We start from the raw sequence: 20,096 nt of genomic DNA, 5'->3' as shown, positions 1-20,096 counted from the left end.
AAGCCTCTTATCTTATTTTTTAAACGCCCTGATCAGTGTAATGTAACCTTTGTACACTTCGAACTCATCACTGTTTGCTTTTTTAACTCGTAGCAGATAGTAGTAAGTGCCTTCGTTCAGTCCCTCGCCCGTCCAGTTGTTCTGGTAGCCTTTGGCATGGAACACTTCGTTGCCCCAACGGTTTACAATCTGCAGTTCGGTAGCCTGGAACTGGTTAAGGCCGATGATCTCGAAGGTATCATTGATGCCATCACCGTTCGGCGTGAACAGGTTAGGGATTGTAATTCCGGTGAAGTTTGATGTTAACGTTACGGCGGCCACATTGGTATAATATCCGTAGGCATCTTTTACGCGGTAGGTAAATTCATCGTCGCCAACATAACCTGGATCAGGCGTGTAGGTTACTGTACCATCTGAGTTTACAAGCACTTTACCGTGTTTAGGCTGGCCCACAATTTCTACCGTTAACTTATCCAGTGTAGAGTTACCAGGGTCGTCATTTGCTAAAATGTTGATCACAATCGGCGCATTGGCTACTGTTTGTCCTTTATCGTCAATAGCTCTTGGCGATTTAGGGAAAGTGGTAACCGTTGGCGTATTGTTGGTTTCGGCTGTACCGGAAACATCTGTTACGCTTGCACCGCCGAGTGTTTTGGCATTTACCGTTGCCGTATTGGTTACCGTACCCAGATCCTTATCGGCCTGTGTAAGTGTGTACACTTCAACATCGGTGGTGCTTGCACCTGGGGCCAGTCCGCCGGCCAAGGTAACCACCTTGTTGTTCAGGCCAAGTTTGGCATCGGTAAGGGTAATGGTATTTAGGGTAACCGCTCCCGTATTTTTGATGGTGAACGTGTAGGTTACCTTATTGCCGTTAAATACGGCTGTTTTAACCAGGGCTACCGATCCGTTGTTCGGTATAAGGGTTACCGTTGGCGTATTGTTGTTCTCGGCTGTACCGGAAACATCGCTTACTGCAATATTCGACGGTGTTTGACCGGTAACGGTTGCACTGTTGGTTACGCTGCCGGCATCTTTATCGGCCTGGGTCAACTGGTAAACGTAGCTGTCCGTTACGCTTGCTCCTGGGGCAAGTGTTCCAGGGATTACCCTGTTGTTAAGACCAAGTTTGGCATCAACCAGGGTAATGATGTGCAGTGTTACGTTACCCGTGTTCTTCACACTGAAATTGTAGGTAATGCTGTTGCCATCGGCACTCAGCGTACCTGTTTTAACCAAGGTAATGGTAGATGCAGGGGCGATTACCGTAACGGTTGCATCGCCAACAGCAGGTGTGCCCGGATCATCAGACTGTTTGCTGATTGTAACGCCGCCAGGTGCCTGTGCAGTTGCAGATGCCTGGTTGCTGAACGAACCGTTGTTCACCTCTGTTAAGGTAACCGTATGCTTAGCGGTAACGGTTACGCTTGCGCCCGGCAATAGGCTTGCTATGCCCGCTGGCGTGATAGAACCTGCATCGGCGCCTGCATCGGCAACAGCAATATTGGTAAGGGTTACGTTGCCCGTATTGGTTACCACAATGTTGTAGTTGATCACATCGCCAACCTTGCTTACCGTATTGGTGGCCACTTTGGTCAGGCTCATGGCCGGTGCGGCTACCAGTGTTACGTTTACAGGGATGGTAACGGTAACCGTACCGCCTTTGCCATCGCTCACCGTTACCGTAAAGGTATCGCTGCCCGAGTAGCCTGCGGCCGGTGTATAGGTATAGGTACCGTTTGCATTCACCACAACCGTTCCATGTGCTGGCGGCGTAGTTACCGTAAAGGTAAGCGGATCGCCATCCACATCGCTGGCGGTAATTGCTCCGTTAACCGGGGTATTCTGCGGAGTGCTAACTGCAGGTGCAGAGGCTACTGGTGCATCGTTAACCGGAGTTACGGTAACAGGGATTGTAACCGTTGTAGTACCGCCTTTACCATCGCTTACCGTTACCGTGAAGGTATCGGCACCGTTATAGTTCGGTGCTGGCGTGTAAGTGTAGGTACCGTCAGGATTTACCACAACCGTTCCGTGTGCCGGTGGCGTGGTTACCGTGAAGGTAAGTGGATCGCCGTCTGCATCGCTGGCCGTAATTTTTCCGTTAACCGGGGTATCCTCATTGGTGGTGATAGCCGGCGCAGTTGCAACTGGGGCAACATTGGTAGCGTTAACCGTTACGTTAATGGTTACCGTAGTAGTACCGCCTTTGCCATCGCTTACTGTTACCGTGAATACATCGGTACCACTGTAATTATTTGCTGGAGTATAGGTGTAAGTACCGTTGGCATTAACCACAACCGTTCCATGTGCAGGAGGCGTAGTTACCGTAAAGGTAAGTGGATCGCCATCTACATCGCTGGCGGTAATGGTTCCGTTAACCGGGGTGTTTTTATTGGTAACAATGGCTGGTGCTGTTGCAACTGGTGCATCATTTACCGGGCTTACTGTTACCGAAATGGTTACCGTGGTAGTACCGCCTTTGCCATCGCTTACGGTTACCGTAAAGGTATCGGTACCGTTATAGTTTGGTGCAGGGGTATAAGTATAGGTACCGTCGGCATTTACCACAACCGTTCCATGTGCAGGAGGTGTAGTTACGGCATAAGTCAATGGATCGCCATCTACATCGCTGGCGGTAATGGTTCCGTTAACCGGGGTATCTTCGTTTGTGGTAATGGCCGGTGCAGTTGCCACTGGTGCATCGTTAACCGGAGTTACCGTAACAGGGATTGTAACCGTTGTAGTACCACCTTTACCATCGCTTACGGTTACCGTGAAGGTATCGGCACCGTTATAGTTCGGTGCTGGCGTATAAGTGTAGGTTCCATTGGCATTCACTACCAACGTTCCGTGTGCAGGTGGCGTAGTTATCGTGAAGGTAAGCGGATCACCGTCTGCATCGCTAGCGGTAATGGTGCCGTTAACCGGGGTATCCTCATTGGTGGTGATAGCCGGCGCAGTTGCAACTGGGGCAACATTGGTAGGGTTAACCGTTACGTTAATGGTTACCGTAGTAGTACCGCCTTTGCCATCGCTTACGGTTACCGTGAATACATCGGTACCGCTGTAATTATTGGCTGGGGTATAGGTGTAGGTACCGTCGGCATTTACCACAACCGTTCCATGTGCAGGAGGCGTAGTTACCGCGTAGGTAAGTGGATCGCCGTCTACATCGCTAGCGGTAATGGTTCCGTTAACCGGGGTGTTTTTATTGGTAACAATGGCTGGTGCTGTGGCAACAGGCGCATCGTTTACCGGATTAACCGTTACCGGAATGGTTACTGTAACTGTACCACCTTTGCCATCGCTTACCGTTACCGTGAAGGTATCGGTACCGTTATAATTCGGTGCAGGGGTATAAGTATAGGTACCGTTAGGATTTACCACAACTGTTCCATGTGCAGGAGGCGTTGTTACCGTGAAGGTAAGTGGATCGCCATCTGCATCGCTTGCGGTAATGGTCCCGTTAGCCGGAGTATCCTCGTTAGTACTAAGCGCAGGTGCAGTTGCCACTGGTGCACGGTTATCTCTGATGTTAACTGTAGCAGGTGTTGTACTTGCCGTAATCAATGCATTATTTGTTGCTGCATTCATCGTTAATATTACCGTTTCGTTTCCTTCGTTGATGTTGTCATCAAGTACTGGTACTGCAACGGTTACCGAGGTTTGGCCAGCAGGAATGGTTACTGTTGTACCAATTGAGGTATAATCTGTACCGCTGGTCGCTGTACCGGTAACCACATAGGTAATCTTAGTATCAGTTGTAGATACATTGCTTAGCGTGAAGGTAAACTGACCAGGTGTTGCTGGTTCGGCACAATCGGCCGTGGCGGCTACGGTAACAGTTGCTGTGGTACCATCAGTAATATTAATGGTAGCCGGAGCATTGTTTATGGTTACTGCAGGGTTAGCTGAAGTAACTAAGGTAGCAATTACGGTTTCTGTTCCTTCTACAAGTACATCACTCAATACCGGAATGGTAATGGTAGCCATAGTTTGACCGGCAGGGATGGTAACTGTTTTGGTTACAATCGCACTGTAGTCGCTGCCCTCGGTTGCTGTTCCGCTTAAAGTATAAGTAATCTGTGTATCAGAAGCAGATGGCTTGCTCAATGTTACGGTAAATGTTCCATTGATAGGTCCGCTTTCGTTGCCATTTGTACCAGCAGTAATGGTAGCCACAGCAGAATCGTTATCGATAATGGTAGTGGTTGCCGTATTTGTGGCAATGGTTACCGGTGCTCCTGTTACGTTGCTGATGGTTGCATTGAATGTTTCGTTTGCTTCAACAATGTTATCATCGTTAATTGGAACGGTAAAGGTTAAGGTAGCACCTGCTGCAGAACCTGCAGGGAACGTTAAGGTTCCAGTGGTTGCTGTATAATCTAAACCTGCAGTTGCCGTTCCGTTGCTTGTAGCATAATCAACAGTGAATGCATTTTGTACCGCCGCATTTAAAGTAACGGTAAAGGTAGCTGTTCCAGCCGATTCGTTAACTGTTGGTGCGGTAGAAATACTGATGGTTGCATCGTTGTTATCGGCAATATTAATGGTTGCCGGAACATTGCTCACTGTTACTGCTGGGTTGCCAGAGTTGGTTAATGTAGCAATTACCGTTTCAGTACCTTCTAGAAGGGCATCGCTTAATACCGGAATGGTAATGGTAGCCGTAGTTTGACCCGCAGGAATGGTAACTGTTTTGGTTACAATTGCACTGTAGTCGCTGCCCTCGGTTGCTGTTCCACTTAAGGTATAAGTAATCTGCGTATTGCTGGCTGATGGCTTACTTAAGGTTACCACAAATGTTCCGTTTGCAGGACCGTTTTCGTTACCATCTACACCGGCAGCAATCGTAGCCACTGAAGAGTCGTTATCGATAATGGTGGTAGTGGCCGTGCCTGTACCAATGGTTACCAAACCACCGGTTACATTGCTGATTACACCATTAAAGGTATGGTCGCCCTCTACAACGTTATCATCGATAATCGGAACGGTGAACGTTAGGGTTGCACCAGCCGCAGCACCTGCAGGGAAAGTTAAAGTTCCGCTGGTTGCAGTATAATCTAAGCCTGCTGTTGCAGTACCATCGCTTGTGGTGTAAGCCACGGTAAATGCATTTTGAACGCCAGCGCTTAGGGTTATTGTAAAGGTTGCTGTTCCAGCCGATTCGTTAATGGTTGGCGCAGTTGATATGCTTACCGTAGCAGCATTATTATCGGCAATGGTAATGGTTGCCGGAACGTTGCTGGTGGTGATTAATGGATTGCTCACACTCACCAATGTGGCCACAACTGTTTCTGTACCTTCTACTACCGCATCTGTTAACACCGGAATGGTGATGGTTGCAGAGGTTTGGCCCGCTGGAATAGTAATGGTTTTGGTTACAATTGGGCTGTAATCGGTTCCTTCGGTAGCTGTTCCGCTTAAAGTATAAGTAATCTGCGTATCGGTTGCTGAAGGGTTGTTTAAAGTAACGGTGAATGTTCCGTTAACCGGACCGTTCTCGTTACCGTTTGTACCCGCAGTTATCGATGCGATAGATGAACCACTATCGGTAATGTTTACTGTTGCAGGTGTAGTACTTGCCACAATAGCGCCATTATTTGTAGTGGCATTCATGGTTAAAATAACCGTTTCAGTTCCTTCAACAATGTTATCGTTTAATACCGGTACACTAACCGTAGCCTTAGTTTGGCCAGCAGGTATGGTAACAGTATTACCAATTGCAGTGTAATCGGTTCCGCTGGTTGCTGTTCCGCTTACGGTGTAGGCAATCTGCGTATCGGTTGTAGACACATGGCTTAAAGTAAAGGTAAACTGTCCAGGGGTTGAAGGCTCTGCCCCATCAGCTGTTGCTGCAACAGTTACAATTGCTTCGGTATTATCGGCAATATTAATCGTTGCCGGTGTATTGCCCACGCTTACCAAAGGATTAGCTGAGGCTGTTAGGGTGGCAATAACAGTTTCCGTTCCTTCAACAATTACATCAGTTAACACCGGAATGGTGATGGTTGCTGTAGTTTGGCCAGCTGGAATAGTGATGGTTTTGGTTACAATTGTGCTGTAATCGCTTCCCTCGGTTGCTGTTCCGGTTAAAGTATAGGTTAACTGTGTATCGGTTGAGGCAGGATTGCTCAACGTAACGGTAAATGTTCCGTTTACTGGTCCGTTTTCACTTCCATTTGTAGCAGCCGCAATAGTTGCTACCGACGAATCGTTATCGGTAATGGTTACGGTAGCGGTTCCATTTCCTATGGTTACCAACCCACCGGTTACGTTACTGATCATACCATTGAAAGTTTCATTTGGCTCTACAATGTTATCGTCGATAATCGGAACGGTAAAGGTTAAACTGGCACCTGCTGCGGAACCTGCAGGGAAAGTTAAGGTTCCACTGGTTGCCACGTAATCTAAACCTGCAGTAGCTGTTCCATTTGAAGTGGTATAATCTACACTGAAAGCATCTTGTACCGATCCGCTTAGGGTTACGGTAAAGGTTGCTGTTCCTGCAGCTTCATTTACATTGGTTTGAATAACCGAAACGCTTGCAGTTACGGAGTTGTTATCCAGGATATTGATGGTTGCAGGCGTATTGTTTACCGTTACCAAAGGATTATTGGTATTGGTTAAGGTAACCACCACTGTTTCATTTCCTTCAACAATATTATCACTTACTACCGGAATGGTAATGGTGCCCGAAGTTTGACCTGCCGGGATGGTGATGGTTTTGGTAATGGTAGTATAATCGCTGCCTTCAGTTGCTGTTCCACCAACGGTAAAGGTAATCTGCGTATCGGTTGATGATGGATTGCTCAAGGTTACGGTATAAGTTCCACTAACCGGTCCGTTTTCATTTCCATTAGTACCTGCAGTAATACTGGCCACTGATGTATCGTTATCGGTAATGGTTACTGTAGCAGGCGATGTTCCGATGGTAACTACCCCACCTGTAACATTGCTCAGTGCTGCACTGAATGTTTCGGCAGGTTCTACCAGATTGTCATCGTTAACCGGAACGGTAAAGGTTAACACTGTGCCTGCTGCTGAGTTTGCAGGGAATGTTAAAGTACCATTTGTAGCGGTATAATCAAGACCTGCTATAGCCGTACCATTTGCGGTGCTGTAATCAACACTGAAGCTATTTTGTACAGCATGGTCTAAAGTAACACTGAAGGTAGCTGTACCCGCGTTTTCGTTAATTACCGGAGTGGTCGAAATACTTACCGTTGCCACATCTTTATCAATGATATTGATTGTTGCCGGCGTATTGTTAACAGTTATTACCGGATTACTCGATGCCGTTAAGGTGGCAATTACGGTTTCGGTACCTTCTGCCAATACATCCGCAAGTACCGGAATTGTAATGGTTCCTGTGGTTGCACCAGCAGGGATGATGATTGTTTTGGTAACTGCACTGTAGTCGGCACTTTCGGTAGCTGTTCCGGTTAAGGTAAAGGTTAATGTAGTTGGCGTTGCCGAAGGATTGGTTAAGGTAACGTTGAACACACCATTTACCTGGCCGTTTTCGTTGGCGTTGGTACCTGCTGTAATGGTTGCCACCGCACTATCGTTATCGGCAATGGTTACCGTTGCAGGACTGGCGCCGATGGCTACATCTGCACCTACTACGTTACTTAAACCAACAGTAAACGATTCTGAGCTTTCGATCAGGTGATCATCTATAATCGGAATAACCACGTTAAGTACGGTACCAGCAGGCGAATTTGCAGGGAACGTTAAGGTTCCGCTGGTTGCGGTATAATCTAAACCTGACAAGGCTGTACCGTTTGCAGTTGCATAATCGACAGTAAAGCTATTCTGCACCGCAATGTTCAGGGTAACAGATAAGGTAACTGTACCAATTGCTTCGCTTACGCTTGCCGCATTGATTGAGATACTTACGTTGGCCGTATTGGCATCAAGAATGTTAATGCTTGCAGGTGCAGTATTTACCGTAATTGCCGGGTTGTTTGAAGTACCCAATGTAGCAATAACTGTTTCAATACTTTCTGCTACTGCATCGGCCAGTACAGGTATGGTAATGGTTCCTGTAGTTTGACCTGCAGGAATAGTGATGGTTTTGGTAACAATGGTTGAGTAATCACTTCCTTCGGTTGCAGTACCACCCAAAGTATAGGTTAACTGTGTATCGGTTGAAGCTGGATTACTTAGGGTAACCACAAATGTTCCATTAACCGGACCCGTTTCGTTACCGTTTGTACCTGGTGCAATGCTGGCCACAGCGGTATCGTTATCGTTTATGGTAACAGTAGCTGTTGGTGTTGCAATGGTAACCAGTCCACCTATTACATTACTTAAAGTAGCGCTAAAGTTTTCGGCTGCTTCAACAATGTTATCATCGTTAATTGGAACGGTGAAAGTTAAGGTTGCTCCTGCTGGAGAATTTGCAGGGAAGGTTAATGTACCTGTTGCTGCTGTATAATCTAGGCCAGCGGTAGCGGTTCCATCTGTTGTTTTGTAATCAACACTGAATGAATTCTGTACTGCTGCATTTAAAGTAACCGTAAATGTAGCGGTTCCATCGGCCTCGTTTATTGTTGGCGGAGTAGAAATACTTACTGTAGCGGTACTGTTATCCAGAATATTAATGCTTGCAGGTGTATTGTTTACATTAATTAACGGGTTGTTCGAGCTGGCCAAAGTAATGATCACCGTTTCTGTTCCTTCCACTACAGCATCGGCCAATACCGGAATGGTAATGGTTCCTGTGGTTTGACCCGCAGGGATGGTAATGGTTTTAACAATCGGGGTGTAATCGCTTCCTTCGGTTGCGGTTCCGCCTACGGTATAGGTAATCTGTGTATCGGTTGCCGATGGATTACTTAAGGTTACCGTAAAGGTTCCATTTACCGGACCATTTTCGTTTCCTGTTGTTCCAGGGGTAATGGTTGCAATAGCGGTATCGTTATCGGTAATATTAACTGTTGCAGGCGTAGTATTTGCGGTAATGGCCGTGTTGCTTGTTGCAGCAGCCATGGTTAAAATAACCGTTTCGGTTCCTTCAACAATATTATCGTTCAATACCGGTACACTTACTGTTACTGTAGTTTGTCCGGCAGGGATAGTTACCGTAGTACCAATGGCTGTAAAATCTGTACCGCTGGTTGCTGTGCCAGTAACGGCATAGGTAATTTGGGTATCAGTTGTAGCAACATTACTCAAGGTAAATGTAAACTGGCCCGGTGTGGCAGGTTCTGCCCCATTTGCCGTTGCCGCTACGGTTACTGTTGCTGTTGTATTATCGGTGATGTTAATACTTGCAGGTGTATTGCTTACCGTTACCAATGGATTACCAGAAGTAGTTAAAGTGGCAATAACCGTTTCGGTACCTTCTACCAGGTTATCGGCTAATACCGGAATGGTGATGGTTCCTGTGGTTTGACCAGCAGGTATGGTAATTGTTTTGGTAACGATAGTTGAGTAATCGCTTCCTTCGGTTGCTGTACCACCTACTGTATAAGTAATGGTAGTAGGCTGAGCCGATGGATTACTTAAGGTTACAGTAAATGTTCCGTTTACAGGACCATTTTCGTTTCCTGGTGTGCCAGCCGTAATGGTTGCCACTGATGTATCGTTATCGGTTATGTTAACCGTAGCTGGCGTTGTGTTTGCTGTAATTGAAGGATTGCTTGTTGCAGCAGTCATGGTTAAGATTACCGTTTCTGTGCCTTCAGCAATATTATCGTCAATTACCGGTACGCTTACCGTGGCCGTAGTTTGTCCGGCTGGGATAGTTACCGTTGTACCAATTGAAGTATAATCGCTTCCACTTGTAGCAGTTCCAGATACAGTGTAGGTAATCTGCGTAGCCGTTGTAGCCGGGCTGCTTAACGTAAAGGTAAACAGGCCAGGTGTTGCAGGCTCTGTCCCATTGGTGGTAGCGGCTACAGTTACTGTTGCGGTGGTATTATCGTCAATATTGATGGTAGCTGGTGTGCTGCTGATGCCAACCAATGGATTTCCGGAATTGGTTAAGGTAGCGGTTACTGTTTCTGTTCCCTCTACTACATTATCTATTAATACCGGAATAATGATGGTACCAGTAGTTTGTCCGGCTGGAATGGTTATGGTTTTCGTTACGATTGTGCTGTAATCACTTCCTTCAGTTGCGGTACCAGTTAACGTGTAGGTTAAGGTAGTTGGCTGCGATGATGGATTACTTAACGTTACGGTGAATGTACCATTTACCGGTCCATTTTCGTTACCTGGTGTTCCGGCCGTAATGGTTGCTACCGAAGTATCGTTATCGGTAATGTTAACTGTAGCAGGTGTAGTACTTGCGGTAATGGCAGGATTGCTAGTTGCGGCAGTCATGGTTAAAACAACCGTTTCTGTGCCTTCAGCAATGTTATCGTTCAATACCGGTACACTTACTGTTGCAGTGGTTTGTCCGGCCGGGATGGTTACCGTTGTACCGATCGATGTATAATCCAATCCACTTGTAGCAGTTCCGGCAACACTGTAGGTAATCTGTGTATCGGTTGTAGCTACATTGCTCAGTGTAAAAGTAAACAAGCCTGGTGTAGTTGGCTCTGCCCCATTAGTTGTTGCTGCTACCGTTACGGTTGCAGTTGTATTATCGGTAATGTTGATGTTTGCAGGCGTATTGCTTACCGTTACCAATGGATTACCAGAGGTAGTTAAAGTAGCAATAACTGTTTCTGTGCCTTCAACAATATTATCGGTTAATACCGGAATGGTGATTGTTCCGGTAGTTTGACCAGCCGGAATAGTGATCGTTTTAGTTACAATCGCTGTGTAATCACTACCCTCGGTTGCGGTACCACCTAAAGTATAGGTAAGCTGCGTATCCGTTGATGATGGTTTACTTAACGTTACGGTAAATGTTCCGTTAACCGGTCCATTTTCGTTACCTGGTGTGCCTGCGGTAATGGTAGCTACCGAAGCATCGTTATCAATAATAGTAGCAGTTGCTGTAGCATTGCTGATGATTACTACCCCACCGGTAACACCGCTTAATGTTGCAGTGAAAGTTTCTGATGGCTCGGCAATGTTATCGTCATTAATCGGAACCGTAAATGTTAAGGTAGAACCGGCTGCAGCATTTGCAGGGAAGTTTAATGTTCCCGATGTTGCCGTATAATCAGCTCCTGCAGTTGCAGTTCCGTTGGCAGTACTGTAATTTACGCTAAATGCATTTTGAACAGCGTTATTTAGAGTTACCGTGAAGGTTGCCGTTCCATCTGCTTCATTAACCGTTGGTGTGGTAGAAATACTTACACTAGCGGTATTTGCATCAAGGATGTTGATGCTTGCAGGCGTATTGCTTACCGTTATTGATGGGTTACTTGATGTACCCAACGTAGCAATAACCGTTTCGATGCTTTCGGTAATGGCATCGGTTAATACCGGAATGGTTATGGTTCCGGTGGTTTGACCCGCTGGGATGGTAATGGTTTTGGTTACGATGGTCGAGTAATCACTTCCTTCGGTAGCTGTGCCACCCAAAGTATAGGTAAGCTGTGTATCGGTAGAAGATGGATTACTTAAGGTTACCGTAAAAGTTCCATTCACAGGACCAGTTTCGTTTCCGTTTATACCCGGTGTGATGGTTGCAACAGCAGTATCGTTATCCACAATGGTTACGGTGGCCGAGCTTGTAGCAATGGTTACCAATCCACCTGTGGCGTTGCTAATTGTGCCATTAAACGTTTCACTTGGCTCAACCAGGTTATCGTTGTTTACCGGAACAGTAAAGGTAAGGGTTGCACCAGCTGCAGATCCTGCAGGGAAGGTTAACGTTCCGTTTGTTGCGGTGTAATCCAATCCTACTCCAGCAGTTGCTGTACCGTTAGTTGTGGCGTAATCAACCGTAAATGCATTCTGAACGGCTGCACTTAAGGTTACGGTGAAAGTTGCTGTTCCATCGGCTTCGTTAATGCTGGTTGGTGTTGCAGAAATGCTCACCGTTGCAGCATTGTTATCCAAGATATTGATGGTTGCAGGTGTATTGCTTACAGTTACCAATGGATTGCCAGAAGTAGCCAATGTAGCAATTACGGTTTCTGGGCCCTCCACTATCGCATCGCTTAATACCGGAATGGTAATGGTGCCCATGGTTTGACCTGCTGGGATGGTAATGGTTTTGGTAACGATGGTTGAGTAATCGCTTCCTTCGGTTGCCGTACCCGCTAAAGTATAGGTAATAGTGGTAGGCTGCGAAGCTGGATTGCTTAGCGTTACCGTAAAGGTTCCATTTACCGGACCATTTTCATTTCCAGGTGTACCAGCTGTAATGGTTGCCACAGCGGTATCGTTATCGGTAATGTTGATACTTGCAGGTGTTGTACTTGCTGTAATCGATGGATTACTTGTAGCTGCAGTCATGGTTAAAATAACCGTTTCTGTACCTTCTGCAATATTATCATTCAATACCGGTACAGCTACTGTTGCAGTGGTTTGTCCGGCTGGGATGGTAACCGTTGTACCAATCGAGGTATAATCAGTTCCACTTGTTGCCGTACCACTTACCGCATAAGTAATTTGGGTATCGGTTGTAGATACATTGCTTAAGGTAAAGGTAAATTGACCAGGTACAGTTGGTTCAGCACCATCGGCAGTGCCGGCAACTGTTACGGTAGCCGTAGTATTATCGCTAATGTTAATGCTTGCAGGTGTATTGCTAACCGTTACCGCAGGGTTGTTTGTGGTACTTAAAGTTGCAATAACTGTTTCTGTACCTTCTACTATAGCATCGGTTAATACCGGAATGGTAATGGTTGCTGTAGTTTGACCTGCAGGTATGGTAATGGTTTTGGTAACGATGGTTGAGTAATCACTTCCTTCGGTTGCTGTGCCGCCCAATGTGTAGGTTAGCTGCGTATCGGTAGCAGATGGATTACTTAAAGTAACGGTAAATGTTCCATTAACCGGTCCGTTTTCGTTTCCTGGAGTTCCAGGGGTTATGGTGGCTACCGACGTATCGTTATCGGTAATGGTTACCGTAGCGGTACTGGTTGCAATGGTTACTAAATTCCCAGTTACGTTACTGATAGTTGCATTAAAAGTTTCGCTTGGTTCAACCACATTATCGTTCGTAATCGGAACAGTAAAGGTTAGGGTTGCCCCTGCCAGCGATCCAGCAGGGAAATTTAATGTTCCGTTTGTAGCGGTATAGTCGCTGACAGCAGTAGCTGTTCCGTTTGAAGTAGCATAATCTACACTAAAGCCTGCCTGTACAGCATTGCTTAAGGTAACTGTAAATGTAGCTGTTCCGGCTGCTTCGTTGATACTGGTTGGTGTAGCAGAAATGCTCACTGTTGCAGGATCATTGTCGTTAATGGTACCAATTCCTTCGGCCTGGGTAATGGAAACCGGAGCTGTAGCGCCGCTTAAGGTTACTTTAAAGCTTTCAGGGTTTTCGGTCAGGTTATCATCCGTTATCGGAATCAGAATGGTTTGTGTTGCACCTGATACTGATCCGGCAGGGAAAGTAACTACACCTGTTTTAGCGGTATAATCGGCCCCTGCAATTGCAGTATTATCAGCAGTGGTATAATTAATAGAAACTGCATCCTGAATATTTCCGGTCAAAGTTACGGTGAAGGTCATGTTGCCAGCATTCTCTAAAGCAGAAACACTGTTAATGGCCACACTCGCAGCATCATCGTCGGTGATGGTTGCTGTACCTGTTGCACCCGCTGCCGGGATGGTTACCACCGATCCTGCACTTACACTGTTTAATGTAACATTAAATGTTTCGGCCAGTTCGGCAATGTTATCATTAATAAGCGGAATGTTAAACGTTTGTGTTGCACCGCTCACAGAACCTGCAGGGAAAGTTACGCTACCTGTAGTTGCTGCATAATCTGAACCAGAAAGCGCCGTACCGTTTGCAGTTGAATAATTTACGGTAAATGCATTCTGAACGTTACCGGTTAAGGTTACGGTAAAGGTTGCGTTACCTGCATTTTCTACTACAGTAATGCTGTTTACCGCTACTGTGGCATTATCGTTATCGGCAATGTTTACGGTTGCCGGAGCTGTACTTGCCGTGATGGCTGAATTGCTTGTTGCCGCTACCATGGTTAAAATCACAGTTTCTGTAGGCTCAGCAAAAGTATCATCCTGTACAATAACCGGAAGCGTTACGCTGGTTTGTCCGGCTGGGATGGTTATTGTTGTACCAATAGCCGTATAATCAGTTCCGCTGGTTGCTGTTCCGCCAACTGTATAAGTAATCTGCGTATCAGTTGTGGCAGCGTTACTTAGGGTGAAAGTGAACAAGCCTTGTGTATTTGGTTCTGCACCATTTGTTGTTGCAGCCACAGTTACAGTTGCCGTGGTGTTATCGGTAATGTTAATGCTTGCTGTTTTGTTGGCAGGAGTTGGTGTTACTGATACCACTGCACTATTGGTAGCAACCAATGTAGCAATAACGGTTTCCGTTCCTTCTACAATTCCATCTGTTTTAACCGGGATGGTGATTGTTCCGGTAGTTTGACCAGCTGGGATGGTAATGGTTTTGGTTAAAATGGTATCGTAATCACTACCTTCAGTAGCTGTTCCGCCTAATGTATAGGTAATCTGTGTATCTGTTGAAGATGGATTACTTAAGGTAACAGTGAATGTTCCGTTTACCGGACCGTTTTCGCTACCAGCAACTCCAGCTGCGATAGTTACTGTTGCCGCATCATTATCTACAATGGTTGCCGTAGCCGTAGCATTGCTGATTACCACTAGTCCACCTGTAATACCACTTAAGGTAGCCGTAAAGGTTTCGTTAGCTTCGGCAATATTATCGTTATTGATCGGAACGGTAAAAGTTAAGGCTGTACCTGCTGGCGAATTGGCCGGAAAGTTTAATGTTCCGCTAGTGGCCGTATAATCTAAACCTGCAGTAGCGGTTCCATCAGCTGTGCTATAATTTACACTGAAGGCATTTTGAACAGCATTATTTAAGGTTACCGTAAAAGTTGCCGTACCTGCTGTTTCATTAATTGTAGGTGTGGTAGAAATACTTACACTCGAAGTGTTGGCATCAATAATATTGATACTGGCCGGAGTGGTATTTACCGTTACCGCATTGTTTGATGTAGCTAAAGTAGCGATTACGGTTTCGATGCTCTCGGTAATGGCATCCTGTAAAACATCAATAGTAATGGTTCCGGTAGTTTGACCTGCCGGAATGGTGATGGTTTTGGTTACAATAGCGGTATAATCGCTTCCTTCGGTTGCTGTACCACCCAAAGTATAGGTAAGTTGGGTATCGGTAGAAGCCGGATTACTCAACGTTACCACGAAAGTTCCTTTAACCGGACCGGTTTCGTTACCATTTACCCCTGCAGCAATGGTTGCTACAGATGAATCGTTATCGGTAATGGTTACCGTTGCACTACCAGTGCCGATGGTTACCAAGCCACCTGTTACACTGGTTAATGTACCATTAAAGGTTTCGCTCGGTTCAAGAATGTTATCATTATTGATCGGAACGGTAAAGGTTAAGGTTGCTCCTGCCGCAGAATTTGCAGGGAAGTTTAAGGTTCCGCTGGTTGCGGTATAATCCAACCCGGCAACTGCAGTTCCATTTGTTGTAGCATAATTTACATCAAATGCACTTTGAACTGCCGTGCTTAACGTTACGGTAAATGTAGCAGTTCCATTGGCCTCATCTACGCTGGTTGGTGTTGCTGAAATGCTAACCGTAGCCGTATTGTTATCGAGGATATTTATGGTTGCCGTTTTATCTACCGGTGCGGTAGTGATGGTTACCAACGCACTGTTAGAAGAAACAAGGTTTGCAATAACTGTTTCGGTTCCTTCTACAATTAAATCGGTTTTTACCGGAATGGTTATGGTTCCGGTAGTTTGACCAGCCGGAATAACTATGGTTTTGGTTGCAATGGCCGTGTAATCGCTGCCTTCAGTTGCAGTTCCACCTAAAGTATAGGTAATCTCTGTATCAGTTGAAGAAGGGTTACTTAAGTTAACAGTGAATGTTCCGTTAACAGGTCCATTTTCATTACCTGGCGTTCCGGCAGTAATAGTTGCCACCGAAGTATCGTTATCGGTAATGGTTGCCGTGGCTGTTCCTGTACCAATGGTAACCAAGCCTCCTGTTACTCCACTCAATACCGCAGAAAAAGTTTCACTTGGTTCTACGGTGTTATCATTTATAATAGATACCGTAAACGTTTGAATAGCACCTGCCGCAGAACCTGCTGCAAAGGTTAAGGTTCCGTTTTTAGCGGTATAATCTGATCCTGCAATAGCAGTGCCATTTGCAGTAGCATAATTAACTGTGAATGAATTTTGGATGGCATTGCTTAAAGTTACGGTGAATGTGGCTGTACCAGCTGCTTCATCATAACTTGTTGGTGTTGCCGCAATGCTCACAGTAGCCACATCATCATCGGTAATAGTGGCTGTTCCGGTTGCGGTTGCAATAGTTGTTGGTCCGGTAATGCCCGAAAGTGTTGCAGTGAAAGTTTCGTTCCCCTCTGCAATATTATCGTTGATAATTGGAACGGTGAAAGTTTGGGTAGCACCGCTCACCGATCCAGCTGGGAAAGTTAAGGTTCCACTTGTTGCGGTGTAATCACCAGGCTGTACTGCGGTATTGTTGGCTGTAGCGTAATTAACTGTAAATGCATTCTGAACATTTCCGGTTAGCGTTACGGTGAATGTAGCTACGCCACCAGAAACATTTTCTGCAACCGAGATATTGTTGATAGCAACTGATGAATTATCGTCATCGTTGATGGTAGTCGCTACACTGGCATTGCCCAAAGTGGCTACGCCGGTCGGAGCGCTGATGGTTGCCGTATAAGTCTCTGGACTTTCGGACACAGCATCATTTACAATTGCTACGGTAAAAGTTTGCGTTGCACCCACAGCCGAACCAGCAGCGAAAGTTACCGTACCTACGGTAAAGGTGTAATCGCTTGTTAATGAAGCCGTACCCGGGGTTACGCCGGTGGTCGCACTAACCGCACTCTGGATCGTGGTTCCAGCGGTACCTGTAAGGGTTACGGTATAGGTAGCTGTTCCAGCATTTTCGTTGATGGTCGCTGGGCCGCTCAATACCAGAGTAACCGCGTCGTTATCGTTAATGGTAGTCGCTACACTGGCATTGCCCAAAGTGGCTACGCCGGTCGGAGCACTGATGGTTGCCGTATAAGTTTCCGGACCTTCTGCCCTCGTATCGTCAACAATACCAACGGTGAAAGTCTGCGTATCGCCAACAGTTGATCCTGCCGGGAAGGTTACCGTACCTGCGGTAAAGGTATAATCGCTTGTTAATGAAGCCGTACCCGGGGTTACGCCGGTAGTCGCACTAACTGCACTCTGGATCGTGGTTCCAGCGGTACCGGTCAAAGTTACCGTATAGGTAGCTGTTCCTGCGTTTTCGTTGATGGTCGCAGGGCCTGACAGTACCAGAGTAACCGCGTCGTTATCGTTAATGGTAGTTGCTACACTGGCATTGCCCAAAGTGGCTACGCCGGTCGGAGCGCTGATGGTAGCTGTATAAGTTTCCGGACCTTCTGCCCTCGTATCATCTACAATACCAACGGTAAAGGTCTGCGTATCGCCAACAGTTGATCCTGCCGGGAAGGTTACCGTACCTGCGGTAAAGGTATAATCGCTTGTTAATGATGCCGTACCCGGTGTTACGCCGGTGGTCGCACCAACGGCATTCTGGATCGTAGTTCCAGCGGTACCTGTAAGGGTTACGGTATAAGTAGCTGTTCCTGCGTTTTCGTTGATGGTCGCTGGGCCGCTCAATACCAGAGTAACCGCGTCGTTATCGTTAATGGTAGTCGCTACACTGGCATTGCCCAAAGTGGCTACGCCGGTCGGAGAACTGATCGTAGCTGTATAAGTTTCCGGACCTTCTGCACGGGTATCGTCAACAATACCAACGGTAAAGGTCTGTGTATCGCCAACAGTTGATCCTGCCGGGAAGGTTACCGTACCTGCGGTAAAGGTATAATCGCTTGTTAATGATGCCGTACCCGGGGTTACGCCGGTGGTCGCACTAACCGCACTCTGGATCGTGGTTCCAGCGGTACCGGTCAAAGTTACGGTATAAGTAGCTGTTCCAGCATTTTCGTTGATGGTTGCTGGGCCGCTCAATACCAGAGTAACCGCGTCGTTATCGTTAATGGTAGTCGCTACACTGGCATTGCCCAAAGTGGCTACGCCGGTCGGAGCACTGATGGTTGCCGTATAATTTTCCGGACCTTCTGCCCTCGTATCATCTACAATACCGACGGTGAAAGTTTGCGTTGCACCAACAGCCGAACCAGCAGGGAAAGTTACCGTACCTGCGGTAAAGGTATAATCGCTTGTTAATGAAGCCGTACCCGGGGTTACACCGGTAGTCGCACTAACTGCATTCTGGATCGTGGTTCCGGCTGTACCTGTAAGGGTTACGGTATACGTTGCTGTTCCTGCGTTTTCGTTAATGGTCGCAGGGCCGCTCAATACCAGAGTAACCGCGTCGTTATCGTTAATGGTAGTCGCTACACTGGCATTGCCCAAAGTGGCTACGCCGGTTGGAGCGCTGATGGTAGCTGTATAAGTTTCCGGACCTTCTGCCCTCGAATCATCTACAATACCAACGGTAAAGGTCTGCGTATCGCCAACAGTTGATCCTGCCGGGAAGGTTACCGTACCTGCGGTAAAGGTGTAATCGCTTGTTAATGAAGCCGTACCCGGGGTTACGCCGGTAGTTGCACTAACCGCACTCTGGATCGTGGTTCCAGCGGTACCTGTAAGGGTTACGGTATACGTTGCTGTTCCTGCGTTTTCGTTGATGGTCGCTGGGCCGCTCAATACCAGAGTAACCGCATCGTTATCGTTAATGGTAGTTGCTACACTGGCATTGCCCAAAGTGGCTACGCCGGTCGGAGCACTGATGGTTGCCGTATAATTTTCCGGACCTTCTGCCCTTGTATCATCTACAATACCAACGGTAAAGGTCTGCGTATCGCCAACAGTTGATCCTGCCGGGAAGGTTACCGTACCTGCGGTAAAGGTATAATCGCTCGTTAATGAAGCCGTGCCCGGGGTTACGCCGGTAGTCGCACTAACCGCACTCTGGATCGTGGTTCCAGCTGTACCTGTAAGGGTTACGGTATACGTTGCTGTTCCAGCATTTTCGTTGATGGTCGCTGGGCCGCTCAATACCAGAGTAACCGCATCGTTATCGTTAATGGTAGTCGCTACACTGGCATTGCCCAAAGTGGCTACGCCGGTCGGAGCGCTGATGGTAGCCGTATAAGTTTCCGGACCTTCTGCCCTCGTATCGTCAACAATACCAACGGTAAAGGTCTGCGTATCGCCAACAGTTGATCCTGCCGGGAAGGTTACCGTACCTGCGGTAAAGGTATAATCGCTCGTTAAGGAAGCCGTACCCGGGGTTACGCCGGTAGTCGCACTAACTGCATTCTGGATCGTGGTTCCAGCGGTACCGGTCAAAGTTACGGTATACGTTGCTGTTCCAGCATTTTCGTTGATGGTCGCTGGGCCGCTCAATACCAGAGTAACCGCGTCGTTATCGTTAATGGTAGTCGCTACACTGGCATTGCCCAAAGTGGCTACGCCGGTCGGAGCGCTGATGGTTGCCGTATAATTTTCCGGACCTTCTGCACGGGTATCGTCTACAATACCAACGGTAAAGGTCTGCGTTGCACCAACAGCTGAACCAGCAGCGAAGGTTACCGTACCTGCGGTAAAGGTATAATCGCTCGTTAAGGAAGCCGTACCCGGGGTTACGCCGGTAGTCGCACTAACTGCACTCTGGATCGTGGTTCCAGCGGTACCGGTCAAAGTTACGGTATAAGTAGCTGTTCCAGCATTTTCATTGATGGTTGCTGGGCCGCTCAATACCAGAGTAACCGCGTCGTTGTCGTTAATGGTAGTTGCTACACTGGCATTGCCCAAAGTGGCTACGCCGGTCGGAGAACTGATGGTAGCCGTATAATTTTCCGGACCTTCTGCCCTCGAATCATCTACAATACCAACGGTAAAGGTCTGCGTATCGCCAACAGTTGATCCTGCCGGGAAGGTTACCGTACCTGCGGTAAAGGTGTAATCGCTTGTTAATG

1 protein-coding gene is annotated in these 20,096 nt (G+C 47.0%); it reads right to left on the bottom strand.

All coding sequences use genetic code 11. From position 1 onward, the window contains the following. Positions 1 to 12: 12 nt before the first annotated feature. Positions 13 to 20,096 (bottom strand): Calx-beta domain-containing protein (locus ACS5PU_RS16140; protein WP_439460190.1); only part of this gene is annotated, 20,084 nt, incomplete at its 5' end.

The organism is Pedobacter sp. GSP4, from assembly GCF_051857575.1.
In the GTDB taxonomy this organism is placed as follows: domain Bacteria; phylum Bacteroidota; class Bacteroidia; order Sphingobacteriales; family Sphingobacteriaceae; genus Pedobacter.
This window is presented reverse-complemented; position numbering and strand designations above follow the sequence as displayed.